Source organism: Psychrobacter sp. L7 (assembly GCF_002810365.1).
GTDB lineage: Bacteria > Pseudomonadota > Gammaproteobacteria > Pseudomonadales > Moraxellaceae > Psychrobacter > Psychrobacter celer.
Genome location: NZ_NEXR01000006.1, coordinates 15,558 through 34,401 on the forward strand (window position 1 = coordinate 15,558; position 18,844 = coordinate 34,401).

Here is an 18,844-nt window from a genome sequence, read left to right on the forward strand (position 1 = left end):
TCCTGCAATTGTTTATTTTTTTTGGTTTTTGTCATTTATATTATGGTCTACCTGATTGCTGTGTTGTTCACTGTGCTTTCTATCGTTGTGATGATCACCTTATTTGATCCGCAGCTATATAGCCGTCTTCGGTACACGCTAAAAGGTCGCGTGCGTGCTGTCTCCGGTTGTTATAGATATCCAAATTTATCGACGCTTAATAAAGCTGTAATGAGTGGCTATCGTCATATTAATAAGAATTTGACCTCCTATCGACAAAAGAGTTCAGTGATAACGCTGCTCTCATCATTGATAATTATAACGACAGCGGGCCTATGTTATTTGCTGCTAAACACCCATTCATTGGCTGTCTATCATGCTGATACTGTCGCTTCTAATGCGAATCTACAGGTTAATCAAATACTGCTGGGTGAGCGGTTGAGCCCTCCACCTCCACCACCTGAAGATTTGTTTGAACAGTTAGATGCCGAAATTGCCAGTTATCGAGCAGAACAGGTAGATATAGGTTATTGGTCCAATACTAACTCTACTATGTCACAATCTGGCTCGTCTTTACTGAGGGCAGAACCAAACATGGATATTCAGACAATGGATGACACAGCAGCCTACTCAGACGATATCTTGTCATCTCACCTTATCAATGAGCATATTAATATTAAGAATGCCGACCGCAATTGGAAAAAAATGAATTCAGACTTTGTTCAGCGGTTACTGACAGTTTACAAAGTCATGAGCGAGCAGTATGGTTACGATATGGTGCTGCTTGAGGGGTATCGCAGTCCTGCGCGTCAAGCAAGGCTACTAAAAAAAGGCAGTCATGTTACCAAAGCTGGCTCTTACAAAAGCTATCATCAGTTTGGGCTGGCAGGGGATAGCGCGTTTATCAGAAATGGAAAAATTGTCATTAGTGAAAAAGATCCTTGGGCCATGCAAGGTTATAGGCTGTACGGCGAAGTAGCGAAATCTGCTGGCTTGGTTTGGGGTGGTGACTGGAAGATGATGGACTTAGGTCATGTTGAACTACGTAAAAAAGGCGTGCTTGGTCGTCCTGATATGGCCGAGATTTTAACCCGTCAATAGCATTACGTGATTACCAGAGCAACAGTCAAGATAACTCATTGATAAAAGAAACAACCATCCATCGTTTTAACCATTAAATAACGTAGTAGGGCAGATAATTAGTATGAATCAAACAAAAAAGCTGGCAGGCGCAATCGCGATTATGAGTGCATTGTCGGGGGTAATGTTGGTCGGCTGTAGTGCCAAGCCTGAGATAACTGCTACAGGAGAGGCGCCATCAGACGGAGCATCGACATTAGCGGGTAGCTTAAAAAATATGATAGCGGACTCTGATTCTAAAGCGGAGCTAGCAGCGCTTAAGGCACAGCTAAAAATGCAGCAACAACGTCTTGAGGTTATGAGTGAAGAGCAGCAGTCTTTGCAAGAAGCGCTCAAACGTCAGCGTATTACAGTTGAGGTTCACCCACTGGCTGATGCCAATGCAGGGCGATCAAATAGCGCTACCGCAAGTACAGCGTACATTGCTTTTTTAGAAAATAAAGAGCAATTGGCAGATATAGAAACACTTGCTTCTAAAGAGTTTAGCGTTATTCCTAATCGTCAGAATAATGTAACGGTGTCTATTCCGCAGGGCATGGATTTTATTGCTATTAAGCTCAATCTAAGATACACAAAAAAGCGTTCACAGTTTGTGATCCCGTTAAGTAGTCTAGATTTTGATACCCCCCTGACTCTCAATATTGGTGCGTGTGATGTGAATATTACCTCAGGAGTTAATCCTGAGCTTGCACCTGACTTTACCCAAAAACTTAATTATTATCAGCAACCATTGGTCAGCTGTTTGTAGGAGATTGTTGTGAGCAAACATAATGTATTGTGGGGCGAGGGTTTGTTTTTACGTCCTCAGCACTTTCAAATGCAGGACAGTTATCATCATGCTCAGCGTGCGCTTATTATGTCAATTACGCACCCTTATACTTATGGTATCGTAGATATACAGATGGACGAGCAGTTATTAGACAGTAATATACTAGCGGCTGAGCATATATTCTGCATACTGCCAGATGGTACGATATATCAAGCACCGCGTACTGATTTGCTGCCAAAGCCACTTACGCTTGAAGGTCAAGGCTTTGGTGATGAGCTATATGTCTATTTAAGCTTAGAGATCATACAAAACAATGGCAGTAATATCCAAAGCTCAAGTAATGACAATCCGACAAGATACAGCAAAGAGACCATTGAGGCGTCGGATTTATATACTCAGGCCGCACCCGCCATGATTGATGTGGTCAAGCTCTCACCAAGCTTGCAAATAAACGGTACTAACCAGCCGCCAAGCCAAGACACGATCTCGCTACTGATAGCCAAGCTTGAGAGAACCACACAAGGCATGTACCAAGTGGATTCCGACTATATCGTGCCAAGTCTACATATCAAGAGCAACCCTGCTTTACTCAGTCAGCTGTATCGCTTGATGACTATGATAAACACTAAATCAACTGCCTTATATGATCACCATCGGCAGACCAGTAATGATTTGCTAGAGTTTCGTGCTGCTGATATTGCTTCTTTTTGGTTGTTGCATGCGCTCAATACATCCTACTCGCAGCTTAGCCATCTGTATAACCAGCCAAAGCTGCATCCAGAACGTCTCTATGAAGCACTGTTAAATGTGGCCAGTCAGCTTGCTACATTTAGTTCATTGTATAAAGTGAGTAGCCTACCACAATACCAGCACGATAATGCTCATGAGGCTTTTACGAGTATTATCGCGATTATCCGTGAGCTGCTAAACACCGTTATTGCCAGTAATTTTGTCTCAATTCCACTACAGCAAACCCGACCTTCTTACTATACTGGTGAGCTTAGCGGCGATAAGATCACACGCAGTGCTCAGCTTTATTTGTCAATCAGTTCCTCTATACCTATGCATGAGCTGATTAATTTGGTCCCAAGACGCTTTAAGGTTGCCACGCCTGATGCTGTAGAAAAGCGAGTCTTATCAGCATTGCCAGGATTGCCGATTTCTCATATTACTCAAGTGCCAAGTGCCATACCTGTCAGGCCAGGTTTTAGTTATTTTATGATTGAGCCATCAGGAGAGTTGTATGATGAGATGATGAAATCTGAATCGATTTGTATTTATGTGCCCAATGGTTTTGATGATCTAAAAATTGAACTGATGGCTATTATTTAGCCTAACTTTATCATTTGATAGCGCTATTATTCAGATACACTTTATAAGGCTAAAGCACTATGTCAACAAATCAATTCCCTCCAGCTGCCCCTTCTTTGCTCGACTCCGGTGAGGTTGCGTCTACTGTTTCAACAGATGGTCTAGACAAACGTCTCAGTAGTCAGTCATTAATTGATATAATGTATGACGGGTTTTACTTGGTTTTTTTGCTACGCAATGGCTATTTTAGTAATGAGCCTACAGGTTTTCGTCAAAAGATATATGATTTTTTGAACAAGTTTGAGAGTAGTGCAAGAAAAAAAGGGTTTTTGTCTGAGGATATCTATGAGGCAAAATATGCGTATTGTGCTTTAATTGACGAAACCATCATGACCTCACAAGAGCCTGAGTTTCAGTCCTTGAAAGATGCATGGGAGCTAAACCCTTTACAGTTAGATTTGTTTGGTTCGCAAGTAGCAGGTAATGAGTTTTTTGAACGCCTAGATCATCTGCGAGAGCAAGGTGAGAAAAGACTGGCGTCATTAGAGGTATATCATTATGCCATGTTGCTTGGCTTTCAAGGTAAGTATCGGTTAGAAGCCCCTGAAAAAATTCGCTATCTTATTTCTAGATTAGGCGATGAGATTGAGCATTTACGTGGTAATAAAAACGAGTTTTCTCCGTTTTGGGCGATTCCTGATCAAATCAAACATACTTTGACAAGTGAGACACCCTTATGGGTGATCGTGGCTGTCTTGGTCACATTGTTGACGGCAATTTTTTCTACGATGTGGTACTTATCCAACCAAACGACAAACAATCAAATAGTAGCCTACAGCCAAGTCATTCAAGAAAACAAAGAACAGGCACATATTTCAATATTTTTGCCATAACCTATATAGCGAAAGTCAGATCGATTGGTCGTTTTGAGGCAATGTGATGATATGTTGTCGCTTGACAGCTAACGTCTTGCTTTTGCGATATTTGCTGACCGCAAAAAACAATCTCTGTGTTCATGGTGCTCTGCATGTTTGAACACCGTCATAAAACTTATAAAGGACAATTATGCAAATCACGGCAAATTTCGATGCAGGTAATATCGATATTATCAATACACAAAATAAAGACGACATTCAACTGGCGATTCGACCAGACGTTGGGGGCGAGTTTTTTCAGTGGTTTAATTTTCGCCTAACAGGTCAGGCAGGTGAGCAGTACACTTTAAATATCGTCAACGCAGGGGAGGCGTCATACGTTGCAGGGTGGGAGAATTACCAAGCAGTTGCTTCCTACGATCGGGAGTATTGGTTCCGTCTGCCTACCACTTATAAAGATGGCAAGTTGACTATAGTGGCAGATTTGGAATATGACACCATTCAAATTGCCTATTTTGCCCCATACAGTTATGAGCGTCATCAAGACCTGCTGGCGGCTGTCCAAACGCACCCATTGGTAGCGTTGGAGCATCTGGGCGAAACCCTTGATAAGCGTGATTTAACGTTAGTAAAAATCGGTAATGGTGATAGCAGTAGTGAGGTAAATAAGCGCAATATTTGGATTACCGCTCGCCAGCATCCCGGCGAGACGATGGCAGAATGGTTGGTTGAGGGGCTGATATATGCGTTGCTAGATAGCGATAATGCCACTGCCAAGCAGCTATTAAAAAAAGCTGATGTCTATATCGTGCCAAATATGAACCCCGATGGTAGTGTGCGTGGGCATCTAAGGACCAATGCTGCTGGTACCAACTTAAACCGCGAATGGTCTAACCCAAGCTTGGACAAAAGCCCTGAGGTCTTTTATGTAATCAATAAGATGGAGGAGACAGGCGTTGACTTGTTTTATGATGTGCACGGCGATGAAGCGTTGCCATATGTGTTTTTAGCCGGCTCACAGGGCACGCCAAGCTATAATGATCGTCTGGCACATTTGCGTGATAGATTCTCAGAGGTGTTAAAGCTTGCTTGTGCGGATTTTCAGTCTGAATATGGCTATGAGATCGACGCACCAGGTACCGCAAATATGACCGTCGCTACCAATTGGGTAGCCGAGCATTTCGATTGTCTGGCCAATACGTTGGAGATGCCATTTAAAGACAATGATAATGGCCCTGATGCAGTGACAGGCTGGTCGCCTGAGCGTTCTATGAGGCTGGGTGAGGCATCGTTGGTTGCGATGTTGGCAGTCGTCGACGATTTACGCTAGTTTTAAAGCTCTAGCCACCGATACTGTTTGAGTCATCAATACCTCTTGTTATTACCATCTAAAAGTAGCGCCTACATGGGCGCTATTTTTTTGTCAAAAAAAAGAGAACAATGATAAAGCGGTAAACACTGCCTTTATCGGAATTATTATCAAGGTTTTTTCATCGAAGTGTCATAACTGACCGATACACTGCTGAGCTACACAAGACAAGTAATTTAATAAATGACGATTAAATAGACAGTCATTTAAATAGACAGTAAGCGACTAGGTGAGTGGATATGTTAGAGCTAAGACAAGTAACAAAGAAATATGAGGACAAAGTAATATTTGAGGATCTTTCACTCAGGATAAATAAGGGTGAGATAGTGTCCATTTTAGGGCCATCTGGCTGTGGTAAGACCACTTTATTGCATATGATTTTGGGGTTGACCGACATCAATGGTGGCCGCATCGCCTATAACGGCGAGGATATTACCCGTGTCTCTATGAGACAAAGAGGTTTTAATATCGTCTTTCAGGACTATGCGTTATTTCCGAATCTGAGTGTCAAACAAAATATCGAATATGGTCTGCGTAACAATCCGAATATGAGCACACAACAAGAAGTCGATGAACTGGTTGACTTGCTCGATATCAAGGCGCATCTAAATAAGCGTATTCATCAGCTATCAGGTGGTCAAAAGCAGCGTGTCGCGCTGGCACGCACGCTGGTGATGAAACCCAAAATACTATTATTAGACGAGCCGTTATCGGCACTAGATGGCGTAATCAAAGAAACCGTCAAAGCGCGTATTCGCGAGATTGCAAAGCGCTATCAGCTGACTACCTTGATCGTCACCCATGACCCAGAAGAGGCGATGACGTTATCGGATCGTATCTTGCTGCTATCAGAAGGCAAAGTGGCGCAGTTCGCTCAGCCCACTGACATCATACATAACCCTGCCAATGATTTTGTCACCAATTTTATTCTCAATCAGCTCAATATCAAACGCCGCAATATCTTAAGCTTATTTGCCGACGGAATCTCTGAAACCGACCCGCTAAGCAAATACACGCAAACTCAAAACTATGGCCATCATGAGGCTGATATTAGCTCCCGTCCTACAGACTCTCATACTCTCACCGCTCATGATAAACAACAGTCAAAAAACGCGGTAAAAGGCTAAGCTGATAAAAGCCTGTAGTAACTGTATTGGTGACTGAAAGACTGACGATAGATGTCATTTAGTAAAAACCTGACCATTTGATTGTTTTGGACGTTTATGAAGCTGAGTAACCCACCCCAAGCAAAAGCCATTTGGCTATTTGTGACGATTTTATTCATCGTTTTTTTATTTGTACCCTTAGGTAAGATGCTGGCGCTGTCACTAAATGTCGGCGATGGTATCGGCTTGGACAATTATACCGCCATCGCAAGTAGTGAGGGCTTTCAGCAAGTGATGCTTAATAGCTTTTTTGTAGCGACGATGAGTGCGATGAGCGCCACCGTGCTTGCTTTTATCTTAGCTTATACCGTGCACTGGACCAATTTACCAAAGGGTTTTAAAAAGGCCATCAAGGTTGCCGCCTTATTGCCCATGTTGTTGCCCACGGTGACTTATGGTTTTGCTATTATTTATACCTTTGGCAAGCAAGGTCTGTTGACTCAAATACTCGGCTTTCAGTTGTTTGAACATATATATGGCTTTCAAGGAATGTGGCTTGGCTATACCATTTATACCTTACCCATCGCCTTTTTATTACTCAATAATACCTTTCAGTATTTAGACAAAAAATTCGTTATCGTCTCAGAATTAATGGGCGACTCGTCTCTGCGCCAGTTTGATATGACGGTGATTCGCCCATTGATTGGTACTTTTGCCGCGGCCATGATTCAGTGTTTCTTTTTAGCCTTTACCGACTTTGGCATTCCGGCGTCCATTGGTGGGCAATATAAAGTCATCGCTACCGAGCTTTATACCCAAATATTAGGCGCGTCGCCTTCGTTTGAAAAAGGGGCAGTGGTTGCATTATTTATGCTTATTCCATCGATATTGAGTATTGCCATACTCTGGTATGTCGCGCGTTTTAATGTGCGTTATGATTCGGTTGAAAATATCGACCTGCCTTCTTCGAAAATCAAAGACCGAGTGTTAGCGCTATTGTCGAGCGCTATCTTGTTTTGCTTACTGATGGTCTTTGCGGTGATATTTATCATTCCATGGATCAAGACATGGCCTTATCAAATGCAGTTCAGCACAGAAACCGTCAGCAAGGTTTTAGAATCTGCCAATCTCATGCGCGTCTACAAAAACTCGCTCATCGTCGCGGTATTGACGGCTGTCTTTGGTACCTTACTCACTTACTTTTCAGCACTGCTATGCGAGCGCTCAGGCTTATTTAACATCGGTAAGTTCAGTATTCAAAGCTCAGCATTGGTGACCAACACCGTGCCAGGGATGGTGGTGGGTATTGCGTATCTTATGATGTTTTCAGGCTCTGCTGTCGCCAATACTATTTTTATTATCGTGATAAGCAACATCATTCACTACTTTGCCACCCCTTATCTGATGAGTAAAAACGCGCTGGCTAAGATGAATCTGGGCTGGGAGACGACGGCGAGCTTACTGGGTGACTCGTGGTTTGCGACGCTGCGGCGCGTGGTGATTCCCAACTCGTTTTTTACCTTAATCGAGGTGGCGTCCTTCTACTTTATCAGCGCCATGGTGACGATTAGTGCGGTTATCTTTATCTCTGGTGCCAAAACCATGGTGCTCACCACCAAAATCGTCGAGTTGCAGCATTTTGCGCGCTTTGATGAGATTTTTATCTTATCACTGATGATATTGCTGACCAATATCTGCGCCTTGAGTCTGTTTGCCATCATTCGTCATCTATATAGCAGACGACTCTACGGTACATCGAAAATAATCACCGAAAAAGTTGTTACCGCAAAGGCTGTTTAATCTATCGCTAGTTGTTATGTAAGCCACTTTTAATAACTAAATTCTAATAATTAAACCTTCAATAAAATCGATAGGATAAAAAATGCTCTCATTTAAAACGCTAATAATAGGTCTCACGTGCGGCATGATTTTGACTGGCTGTAGCTCAGCTTCTTCAGAAGAAAGTAGCGCAGAAGAAGTCATCATTTATAGTAACGCCGACGAAGAGGCGGTCGAAGTCATCCAAGCGGTATTAGATCAAGCAGGCTATGAAGGTCAATATATATTTCAGTCCTTTGGCACCGGTGAGCTTGGCGGGCGTTTATTGGCGGAAGGTAAAAACACAGAGGCAGACTTGGTCACCATGAGCTCGTTTTATTTAGAGAGCGCGCAAGCAAAGCATTCGATGTTTAAGGATGTCAGCTTTGAGGTCAACCCGAAAATCGCAGTACCTAGCTACTATGCGCCCATCTTAAGCTTTACTGGGGCGATTATTTTAAATACTAAAGAGATGGCCGCGCAAAACCTGCCTAGACCAACCAGTGCTAAGGATCTAGCAAAGCCCATTTATAAAAACAAAATTGCGATGGTTGATCCCAATGGCTCGTCGACCGGTTGGTTATTTGTGCAAAACATCACCGCCACGTATGGCATGGATGCCGAAGGACAAACACTCATGAATCGTATTCGTGACAACGCGGGGCCAAATTTAGAATTATCAGGATCAGGTCCATTGAAGAAAGTCATGGCAGGTGAGGTGCCCATTGGTTTTGGTATGCGTCATCAAGCCGTCGTTAATAAAGCAGAAGGGCTACCCATTGATTATATTGATCCTAGCGAAGGCAACTATACGCTGAGTGAGTCCATCGCTGTCATCGATAAAGGCGATAAAACCAACCAAAATGCGATGAAAATGGCTGAAATCATCGTCAAAAATGCACGACCCCAGCTGCTAGAGATATACCCAAACATCATCTATGACGGCGAGACGGTGGCATCTGAGAACCAAATTAAAAATGTAAAAACCTATGCTGAACCGCTGACCGCTGAGTTATTAGATAGGCATAGAGCGTTTTTTCATGGTCAAAAGCTATAAGTTAGGCCGCGCTTGCTGAATATTAACATTTGTCAAATTATTCAAAGTACAGAGTAGAGAAAGTCATGATGGAATCAATAAAAAAGCTATCTGAGAAAAAATACGATGTGGTAATCGTCGGTGGCGGCATCATCGGTCTTGCCAGTGCTTATGCCGCGGTGAAAAAAGGGCTGAGTGTGGCACTGGTCGAGCGTGAGTCACAAAACAAAGACGCGTCGGTACGTAACTTCGGTTTTGTCACCGTCAGTGGGCAGCAGCGCGGGACGCATTGGCAACGAGCCATGCATACGCGTGATGTCTGGGCAGATATAGCCACCAAAGCAGGTATTGAGGTGGTACATCGAGGCCTGCATATGCTCATTCAGCGTCCAGAAGCGATGGACGTGGCGGAGGCGTTTTTACAGACAGAGATGGGCACGGATTGTCGGTTACTGACGCAAACTGAAATAGCTAAAAATGCCCATTATCTGAAAGACGGCTTGGGCGTGCTGTATAGCCCTCATGAGATCAGAGTCGAATCAAAAACCGCTATTGGCAAATTAGCTCACTGGTTACATCAAGCGCACGAGGTAGATTTTTATAATAAAACCACTGTGCACTCCATCGAGTTACCTCAGATTTATACCAGCCGAGGTACGCTGCAAGCAGAGCATTGCGTGGTCTGTCCCGGTGCAGATTTTCATAGCTTGTATCCTGAGACGTTAGCGCAGGCGCAGGCCAAACTTTGCACACTCAATATGATGCGCGTCATGCCAAAAAAACCATTTAAGCTAAATGCCGCGGTGATGTCGGATTTGAGCTTGGCTCGTTATGATGGTTTTGCCCAATTACCTGAAGCAAAAGGGTTGATTGCTTTATTAGACGATGTTCAGTCAGCTGAGCGCAAAGCAGGCGTCCATCTGATCGTGGTGCAATCCGCTGACGGCTCTCTCATCATTGGTGATAGCCATGACTATAGCGATAGAGAATTGCCATTTAGGGATGTGCGACTTGATGATTTAATCATTAAAGAGTTCCATCAAGTGATGGCTATTGGTGAGATTGACATCGTCCAGCATTGGCTAGGCGTCTATCCCAGCGCAGACGATGTGGTGTTTAAAGCCACTCCAGAAAAAGGTGTGGTTGTCGGCTCTGTCACTGGCGGCACTGGCGCCTCGACAGGCTTTGCATTTGGTGAAGAGTTAATTGATCTAGTATTGGAGTCAAAACAATGAGTACAGATATAAATAGTATTAAAGAGAAATTCAATCATATTAAACTATGTGTGTTTGATATGGCAGGCACCACGGTCAACGAAGACAATTTGGTGTATAAAACGGTACGTGATGCGATCAATCAAGCGCTTAGCGATGAGGATAAAAGCGCTCAAGAAGTGGGTCTGGATATTTGCTTGGCCTTCGGTGCTGGCAAGGAAAAACGCCAAGCCATTACTGACATACTAAATGAATTGAATATCGCGAAAGATGATGTTGAATCACTTACCGATACCGCATTTACGATATTCAAAACCCGATTGGCAAAGGCTTATACCGCAGAGGCTTTGGCTCCTTTTGAGGGCATGCTAGAGCTGTTTGATCGGCTAAAAGCAACGGGTAGAAAGGTAGTCTTAAACACCGGCTACGATACAATTACCGCCAATAACATCTTAGCTATTTTAGGATGGTCGGTGGGTAATGAGATTGATGCGCTGGTGACCGCCGATGATGTGACTAATGGTCGCCCTGCGCCAGATATGATTATGCTGGCGATGGACAAGTTTGGGGTAAAAGATACCCCGCAAGTACTAAAAGCGGGGGATAGTGGTATCGATATCGAGGAAGGCAAAAATGCCAATTGTGGTCTTTGTATTGGTGTTCTATCAGGCGCGCAAACCCGCGCTCAGCTTGAGACGTCCTCACCAGATATCGTGTTGGATAAATTGACTGATTTGGCTCAGTTGCTATAACAAAGCGCGACTGTCACAAAAAATCGCTCATATTTAGCCTAACATCTAAGTAAATGCTCGAGTGAGAAATGGCCAATGAGGTGATGAGCCCAGATAAGTGGTGATATAATGCCGCCATTATCGATATTTTATAAAGAGGTTGCAGGATGGCTCGTACCGCTAGCGCATTACATATTTTAGTAAAAGACAAAGAGTTGGCCGAAAATATCATTGCCAAGCTTAAAAAAGGCGGCCAGTTTGATGTGCTGGCCAAAAAGCACTCAATCTGTCCTTCAGGCAAAAAAGGTGGCAACTTGGGTGAGTTTAAAAAAGGTCAAATGGTAGGGCCCTTTGATAAAGTATGTTTCACCGCTGAGCTTTTTACCCCGCATTTGGTAAAAACCAAATTTGGCTGGCATGTGGTTAAAGTGCTCTATAGGACATAAATGTTTTGGCTTATAGAGCATGCTGCGCTTCGCTGTTTGGCCGTTACAATGAAAGCAGACCTGCAATAGGTCTGCTTTTGTCATTATAAGGTGTGTAAGGATTTAGTTGCTATACGTTTAAAACTGATAGTTAAGACCTAGTTTATACGAGCGTCCTGGCGCAGGATAGCGACCGACAGGACTGGTATCGATACCGCGGAAATAATACTGCTCATCAAATAAGTTATTGATGCCAAACTGCACAGACAGCTTTTCGTTGTCGGTATCTTGCAGCGTTTTTTGTAGGCTAAAATTCCACACTTGGTAAGTAGGCGTCTCGCCGATAGCACCGTCTGTACTTTCTGCCACTGTATTGGCATTGTCGGTGTAAGCTTTGTCATAGTAGACCCCAGATAAGGTGGCGCTGTAGTCTTGATAATCGTAACTGGCATGCCAGCCCAACTGGTGCGGCGAGCTGTAGGGCAGCTGATTGCCTTTATTTGCGCCTTCTTGTAACGTAGCATCGAGATAGTTGTAGCTCAGACCGACACTTAGATTGTCGTATTTTTTCGGGGTGTAGGTGATAGCCGTCTCTATCCCTTGGTGCAGCGTCTCTCCGACATTGTCAAAGCTTTGATCGCGGCTGTTCCATTGCAGCTGGTCTTTAAAGTCTATGCGATACAGTCCCAAGTTGGCTTGCAGATTATCGGTGGTATAGCGCGTGCCGACTTCATAGTTCCATGCAAGCTCACTGCCTTCTTCTCCATTGCCGCGAATATTGGCAATTTGCGGTGTTCTGAGCGACTTTTGCGCATTGGCGTAGACCAGCCAAAGCTTGTCATCAGACTTGGTGAGCGCATATGAGGTGGTCAGCCCAGGCAGCCATTCTGTGATGGTATTGTCTGTTTGTGTGTTATTGCCAGCGTCATTAAACGTCATTTTGGCATTCTCATAACGAATGCCAGGCGTCACCTTTAGGCGCTCATCCAAAAAGCTCAGCTCATCACTTAGATACGCCGCCCATGCATCGGTCTGTAAGTTCCAGTCGCGCGGTGTGCTTGTCGTACCATCCGCCAGCTTGGTTTGGGTGAGTTTATAATCGATGTCTTCATTGACGTAGCGCACGCCACTGATGAGGTGGTGCTTGATATTGTCATCGTCGCCAAGCTTTATAGAAAACTTTGGCTCCACGCCATATACGTCAAACTCACGCGGGGAGGTGCGTAGGCTGTCTGAGGCAACCGCTGGATCTGCCCAGTGCACGCCGTCATTGTTAAATTGCGAGTTAAATCCCCATTCAAAGTTACGCGTGGCATGATGGCCAAAGGTAGTGAGATCTAACACTGCTTCGTCACCGATATTTAAGTAGTTTTTATACTTAGCATGCCAGCGTGTTGATTTGCCTTGATAGGCTTCAAAAGGTCGCTGGCTTTGCTCGACATCTTGCTCGTAGGCGGCGGGCGAGAGTGCGCCTGGCATCTCTGTATCAGCATCATAATGTTGCAAAAACCCTTCAAGCTCTTGGTTTTCGTCGATATACCAAAGCGCTTTGGCCTGCAAATTGGTGACTTCGGTGTCTGAGTGGTCTCTAAAGCTGTCACCTTTGATACCATTGGCCTCTAACTGTATGCCAACGTCATCATTTAACCAGCGGCTATGGCGGGCATATAAGCTGGTCAATGGCTTGCCGTTTTGTTCAAAGACGGTCAAATCAGTACCAATCTCAGTTTGTGTCTCATTGGCAATCGGTTTGGTGACGAGGTTAATCACGCCGCCGACATTGTTTGGACCGTATTGGGTCGCCGCGCCGCCGCGTACCACATCGATACGCTCAATATTGTCGAGGGTCGCTGGAAATATAGACTGACCCGTATGACCATAAGGTGCCAAGGTCAAGGGAATGCCATCCATCAAAAACTGCGCCTGCCCACTGCGGCTGGCATGCAGACCACGTATAGAGATGTTAGGTAGCACGCCTGTGCCTGTTTCATCATCAATCTTGGCACCTGGGATAAACTGTAATGCACCGTCAATGGAGTTGCTCACGGTTTTTTTAATAAAATCGTTATCGATCACTGTGCGATTGCCAGCAAAGGCTTTTACCTGATTGGCACTAGAATCACCAAGCGTTTCTGCTGTGACGATGATGGGCGCTGCGGTAAAAGAGGGGGTCGCAGTTTTTGTTTTGTGATTAATAGTGCTGGCTGTAGGGGAGGCATTCAAATCTGAATTTAAGTCCGAATGTAAGTCTGAGTCTGTGGGCGACTCAATACTCACCTCCTTGTCGGCAGGCGTCAGCTGGGCATAACTTTGCTGATAAATACAAAGCATCGCCAGACAAAGTGCCGAACGTTTAAAAAAAATAACCATATTTATTCCAAGTAGTTAGCGTGTATTTGCAGGGGTCAAGAATGAACAGTGTTGCTAAAGCGTTGCAATTATAAACAGTAATAGTTATCATTTGCAAAATTATTATCATTGATGTATGCAAAAAATCTAGATTTATTGACAACGATTGTTTGCTAAATTATTGGGAGTGTTTCAATAAAAGAGATTAAAGCACCAATTATTGTTTAAAGACCATTATTTTAAAAAGTATGCCCTTACGCGCTGCTCGCTAAGCGTTGGCACGCTTATTCATTGTTCACACAGTCTATGGCCTATATATGACGACTAACTCCCCTAAGCGGCTCGTAATTGCAGTTCGTACGCAACCTTGGCTCACCATCACCATGACAGCAGGTTTGACGATGGCGGTCAGCGCGTCATCGCTTGCGCAAGAAACAGCCAATCTGCCAGTAGATACTGAGCCAAACCCCCAGCCCTCTGTAACGCTAGCGCCAATCACGGTCACAGCAAAAAAATATGAAGGCTACGCCGCTTATAATCCCACATCAGGCACCAAAACCGATACCGAATGGCTGGATGTGCCGCAGTCGGTATCGGTGGTCACCAAGACCGAGCTGGAGGATAGGGGCGCGGTACGGGTTTTGGACGCGGTCAAAGGCGTTGCTGGTCTCAATAACACGCTGAGTGAGGGCAGCCGAGATGAGTTTGTGCTGCGCGGGTTTAATGGTTTAAACGATGTGTATAGCGAGGGCATGCGTGATGATGGCAAACTGCAGTCCTATCGTAGCCTCGCCAACGTCGAGCGCGTCGAGGTGGTCAAAGGCCCAGCAGGCGCTTTATATGGTCGCGGCAGTGCTGGCGGTATCATAAACCTCGTCAGCAAAAAGGCAGAAGGTGATGAGTTTGATAAGGTGCAAGCGCAAGTAGGTAGCGATGGCTTGGCCGTGGCGCGTGTCGATAGTTCCCATAAGCTCTCAGATACTCTCAACGCGCGGATCAATGCTGAGTATCGTCGTAGTGACTCCTTTGTCGATCATGTAGACTCAAACGATGTGTTTATTGCGCCGACAGTTCGCTGGCAGCCAGATGATCAGCAAACGCTAGATTTCTCTCTTGATTTTACGCGTCAGCACCTTGTGCCTTATCGCGGTGTGCCCGCCAAAGATGGCAAGCCTGTTGATGTGCCTGTCCATACTTTTTATGGTGGCACCAACGATTATCAAGATTCAGATACTTGGCACGCGACGGTCAATCATGAGTTTGCGATCAACGATGAGATGACATGGACCAATCGCGCCTCATACAGCCATATTACTTTAGAGCAAAAAGGCACCCGTCAGTCACCAGCGGAGATGACTGACAACCAAGTTGGCCGAACCGTAAATAACTTTGGTTATGATCCACGCACCAGCAAGACGGTGCAATCTGAGCTGGCTTGGAATACTGGCAACCATGAATTGCTCTTTGGAGCCGATTACAATGATATCGACATTGACTTGACCCTTGCCACGGACAAAAACATACCGCCCATATCTGCCACCAATCCAAGCGCTGGCGCGACACCCAACCCAGGGTTTCCTAAATTTCGCAAAAACAGCACCCAAAGTGTCGGCGTCTTTGCCCAAGATGTCTATCATATTGGCGACTGGTCGCTGGTCGGCAACGTCCGCTATGACAATATCCAGCTGGATCAACGCTTTCAAGGTCAAGACAGCGAGCTAAATGATGATAAGTTCAGCTACCGCGCAGGTATTGTCTATAACTTTACCGATGCCACCTCCGCTTATGCGACTGCCGCGCGCTCGTGGCAGCTGCCTTATTCAGGCATTTATATCAATCCAAAGCTTGCTGCGCTGTATCAGACTGATCTCAAAGAGATAGGCGTTAAGACGTATCTGCACAATGACGATATCATGCTCAACGCTGCCGTCTATCAGATTGATAAAGAAGACCCAAAAACCAATGACAACCGAGAAGTCATTGACAAAGATGAGTTTCGCCATCAAGGCCTAGAGCTGGAAGCGCGCGGCAAAATTCGGGACAACTGGGATATATCGGCAGGCTATAGCTATCTGGATGCAGAAGATAAAAAGACAGGACTGGTGCCAAACGATGTGCCAAAGCAAACCTTCTCACTATGGAGCGCCTATCAGCCTACTGACCAGTGGCGCGTGGGCGGCGGTGTCAATTATGTCAGTGATCGCTACGCGGGCGACGCCGAGGCCGTCAAGCTGGATGGCTATACCACGGTGGATTTGATGACTGCCTATAGCGCAGGCCAGCATAATGTACAGCTCAACCTAAACAATGCGTTGGATAAAAAGTATGCATTTGGGGCGACCAATGGCAGCTCAGGTAAAAATCAGATCGGGTTTGGTGCGCCAAGAACTTGGCTATTGACCTATAACTATGAGTTTTAACGCCCAACCCATTTTATGATAGTAAGACAGGTTATTTATGAATCAACGTCCAAAGCTCGCGCTTATTCTGCCTTTATTGGTCATCGTATTGATTGTCGTTGGCGGCATTGTTTTTATTATCACTCAAAAAAACAATATGACGACAACGCCATCATTGAGTACTGATAATGACACATCGGTAGCAGCCACTCAGTCAAATGTCAGTAGTAGTAATAGCAATCGCGACAATCATGCTGTGCAACTACTAACCGACACAGAGATCAAAGCGCGGTTGCCCAATCTAAGCAACTATCCGAGTGAGCCAAAGCGCATTGTGGTTTTGGAATACTCATTTTTAGGGGATGCGTTAGCGTTAGGACTCAATCCGGTTGGTATTGCTGATGATAATAAACCAGACAGCATTATTCCTGAATTTACTCAGCAGCTATCTGGCTATACCTCGGTCGGTTCACGCTATCAGCCAAGCCTTGAGGCCATTGCGGATTTACAACCTGATCTTATCATTGCCGATGACGAGCGCCATACCGTCATCGCCGATGAGTTAAATCATATTGCGCCATCGGTCGTACTAAAGAGCCGCGGTGAGAGTTATGCAGAAAATATCCAGACGGCGCAATTGGTCGGGCATATCGTTCACCAAGATAAAAAAATGGCGCAAGTTATCAATACCCATCTAAAAAAGATGGCAGATCTACAGTCGCAGTTGGCAGCCACTCCGCTTGCTAGTCACAGCGTTCAATTTGCCATTATCAGTGATAAGGGCATGTGGCTGCATGGTCCAAGCTCGTATGCTGGCAGCTTGCTTGATTATCTCAATATCAAAAGCCCCATTCTAGAGCAAACGGATGAGGCGTATATCGCAACCAGTCTTGAGCAGTTAATAGCGGCTGATCCCGATTGGCTATTGATTGGGCGTTATAACGAGCACACCATTTATGATGAGTGGAAATCCTCGCCGCTGTTTCATCAGCTAACGGCGGTCAAAAACGATCAAGTCATCGAAGTCGACCCAAACTATTGGGCGCTCAATCGCAGTATGCAGTCTGCTGAGCACATGGCAGCTGAGCTGCTTGAAATTGTATCAAGCCCAGGCAAAGAAGGATTAAGCCCTTCTGTAAAAGAGTTCAATTAATGCGCCATTATAAGACTGTCTGTTTAAAACAGGGCGGCTTTTATGGTTGAGACAAAACTGAGCCGCTCCTTTTCTAGACCGCCAAAGCCTTCTATTGCAAAGCGTCCGATAACACAGGCGCTATTGTGGTGCGGATTGTTCATTATTTTGCTAATAGGCTGTTGGCAAGGGTTGACGGCGTATTCAAAATTCTCCCTGTCGCTTTTGGATGCCTTCTCTTTATTTGCTCAGTCGAATGCTAAAACCTCATTAGCCGCGCAATTATTAATAGAGATTCGTCTGCCACGCGTGCTTGTGGCGATGATAGTCGGAGCTAATTTGGCGGTGGCGGGGCTGCTGATGCAGGTGATGACGCGTAATTCACTGGCGTCTCCTGCGGTATTGGGTATCAATGCTGGGGCGGCGTGTGTGGTGGCTTTATCCTCCATTGGTTTGGGGTTTAGCTTTTTAACGTCTACCTTTTTACAAGCGCTGGTCGGGTCAGTGCTTTCTTGCGCCCTTGTTGCAGGATTGGCCGGTTACTTCTCCGGTCGTCCGGTGCATCCTGTGCGTCTGATTTTGTCAGGCGTTGCTATCAATGCGCTGCTGGTCGGTATGACGCGAGCGGCGCTGATCACCACCGATGAGCAGGCGTATGGGGTGCTATATTGGCTGGCAGGCTCTATTGCCAATACGCGCTGGGAGTCTATTCCGATGCTTGCGTTGATATCGCTGCTGGCATTAGGTTATGGCTGGTGGCTGTCGCCTAAGCTAAATGTCTTGGTGCTGGGCGATGAGGTGGCAAGTAGCCTTGGGGTAAACCTGCGAGCATTGCAGTGGTCGTGCGGGGCATTGATTACCATACTCACGGCGATCAGTGTGGCAGTCGCAGGCCCCATTGCCTTTGTGGGTTTGATTATCCCGCATGTTGCCAAGCGTCTGTTGAGGTTGGTGTCCAATATGGCTTATGAGCAGCTTTTGCCCTTATGTATGCTACTTGGCAGTATATTGATGGTATGGGCAGATGTCTTATCAAGGGCTATCGCTTATCCAGCAGAGACGCCAGTGGGGCTATTAACCGCGCTGATTGGTACGCCAGTTTTTATTGCGCTGGCATGCAGGCGACGGCTTGATAGCTAATTGAGACCGTGAAATCAGGCAACCCTTTATCAAGAAATAAAAGTAAGCAAT

At 45.3% G+C, this 18,844-nt stretch carries 15 protein-coding genes; 14 read left to right on the forward strand and 1 reads right to left on the reverse strand.

What is annotated here, in order from left to right; genetic code table 11:
• The first annotated feature begins 42 nt into the window (after positions 1-42).
• From CAP50_RS07525 to CAP50_RS07575, 11 genes are all read left to right on the forward strand, one after another.
• Positions 43-1,080, forward strand: coding sequence for a M15 family metallopeptidase (locus CAP50_RS07525; RefSeq protein ID WP_198411599.1), 1,038 nt, complete (start codon positions 43-45; stop codon positions 1,078-1,080).
• Between the two features lie 103 nt (positions 1,081-1,183).
• The gene (locus CAP50_RS07530; RefSeq protein ID WP_100749584.1) at positions 1,184-1,867 is read left to right on the forward strand and encodes a hypothetical protein; all 684 of its coding nucleotides are present in this window, start codon (positions 1,184-1,186) and stop codon (positions 1,865-1,867) included.
• A gap of 9 nt (positions 1,868-1,876) precedes the next feature.
• Positions 1,877-3,220: a type VI secretion system baseplate subunit TssK gene (gene tssK / locus CAP50_RS07535; protein ID WP_172953092.1), complete on the forward strand. Its 1,344-nt coding sequence runs from the start codon at positions 1,877-1,879 to the stop codon at positions 3,218-3,220.
• A 59-nt stretch (positions 3,221-3,279) separates the two neighbouring features.
• A complete protein-coding gene (gene icmH / locus CAP50_RS07540; protein ID WP_100749586.1) occupies positions 3,280-4,092 on the forward strand; it encodes a type IVB secretion system protein IcmH/DotU in 813 nt (270 codons plus the stop codon).
• Positions 4,093-4,264: 172 nt separating this feature from the next.
• A complete protein-coding gene (locus tag CAP50_RS07545) occupies positions 4,265-5,404 on the forward strand; it encodes a M14 family metallopeptidase (protein ID WP_100749587.1) in 1,140 nt (379 codons plus the stop codon).
• Between the two features lie 278 nt (positions 5,405-5,682).
• Positions 5,683-6,570 carry an ABC transporter ATP-binding protein gene (locus CAP50_RS07550; RefSeq protein WP_100749588.1) on the forward strand — a complete coding sequence of 296 codons (888 nt, stop codon included), beginning with the start codon at positions 5,683-5,685 and terminating at the stop codon, positions 6,568-6,570.
• 96 nt (positions 6,571-6,666) lie between these two features.
• Positions 6,667-8,349 (forward strand): ABC transporter permease subunit, encoded by a 1,683-nt coding sequence (locus tag CAP50_RS07555; protein ID WP_100749589.1) that lies wholly within the window; start codon positions 6,667-6,669, stop codon positions 8,347-8,349.
• An 82-nt stretch (positions 8,350-8,431) separates the two neighbouring features.
• Positions 8,432-9,424, forward strand: coding sequence for an extracellular solute-binding protein (locus CAP50_RS07560; RefSeq protein WP_100749590.1), 993 nt, complete (start codon positions 8,432-8,434; stop codon positions 9,422-9,424).
• Between the two features lie 65 nt (positions 9,425-9,489).
• The gene (locus CAP50_RS07565) at positions 9,490-10,638 is read left to right on the forward strand and encodes a TIGR03364 family FAD-dependent oxidoreductase (RefSeq protein WP_241900702.1); all 1,149 of its coding nucleotides are present in this window, start codon (positions 9,490-9,492) and stop codon (positions 10,636-10,638) included.
• Positions 10,635-11,369 (forward strand): HAD family hydrolase, encoded by a 735-nt coding sequence (locus tag CAP50_RS07570; RefSeq protein ID WP_100749592.1) that lies wholly within the window; start codon positions 10,635-10,637, stop codon positions 11,367-11,369. Before CAP50_RS07565 ends, CAP50_RS07570 begins: the two co-directional genes overlap by 4 nt.
• 146 nt (positions 11,370-11,515) lie before the next feature.
• Positions 11,516-11,794 carry a peptidylprolyl isomerase gene (locus tag CAP50_RS07575; RefSeq protein WP_100749593.1) on the forward strand — a complete coding sequence of 93 codons (279 nt, stop codon included), beginning with the start codon at positions 11,516-11,518 and terminating at the stop codon, positions 11,792-11,794.
• A gap of 117 nt (positions 11,795-11,911) precedes the next feature.
• Here CAP50_RS07575 and CAP50_RS07580 read toward each other — a convergent pair whose 3' ends face one another.
• Complete coding sequence (locus CAP50_RS07580; RefSeq protein WP_100749594.1) at positions 11,912-14,143, reverse strand: TonB-dependent receptor family protein; 2,232 nt, start codon at positions 14,141-14,143, stop codon at positions 11,912-11,914.
• A gap of 296 nt (positions 14,144-14,439) precedes the next feature.
• Between CAP50_RS07580 and CAP50_RS07585 the strand changes: the two genes are divergently transcribed.
• The 3 genes from CAP50_RS07585 to CAP50_RS07595 are packed head-to-tail and all read left to right on the forward strand — an operon-like array spanning position 14,440 to position 18,793.
• The gene (locus CAP50_RS07585) at positions 14,440-16,542 is read left to right on the forward strand and encodes a TonB-dependent receptor (protein WP_100749595.1); all 2,103 of its coding nucleotides are present in this window, start codon (positions 14,440-14,442) and stop codon (positions 16,540-16,542) included.
• A 37-nt stretch (positions 16,543-16,579) separates the two neighbouring features.
• Positions 16,580-17,674 carry an ABC transporter substrate-binding protein gene (locus tag CAP50_RS07590; RefSeq protein ID WP_100749596.1) on the forward strand — a complete coding sequence of 365 codons (1,095 nt, stop codon included), beginning with the start codon at positions 16,580-16,582 and terminating at the stop codon, positions 17,672-17,674.
• 42 nt (positions 17,675-17,716) lie between these two features.
• Positions 17,717-18,793 (forward strand): FecCD family ABC transporter permease, encoded by a 1,077-nt coding sequence (locus tag CAP50_RS07595; protein WP_100749597.1) that lies wholly within the window; start codon positions 17,717-17,719, stop codon positions 18,791-18,793.
• Positions 18,794-18,844: the final 51 nt, after the last annotated feature.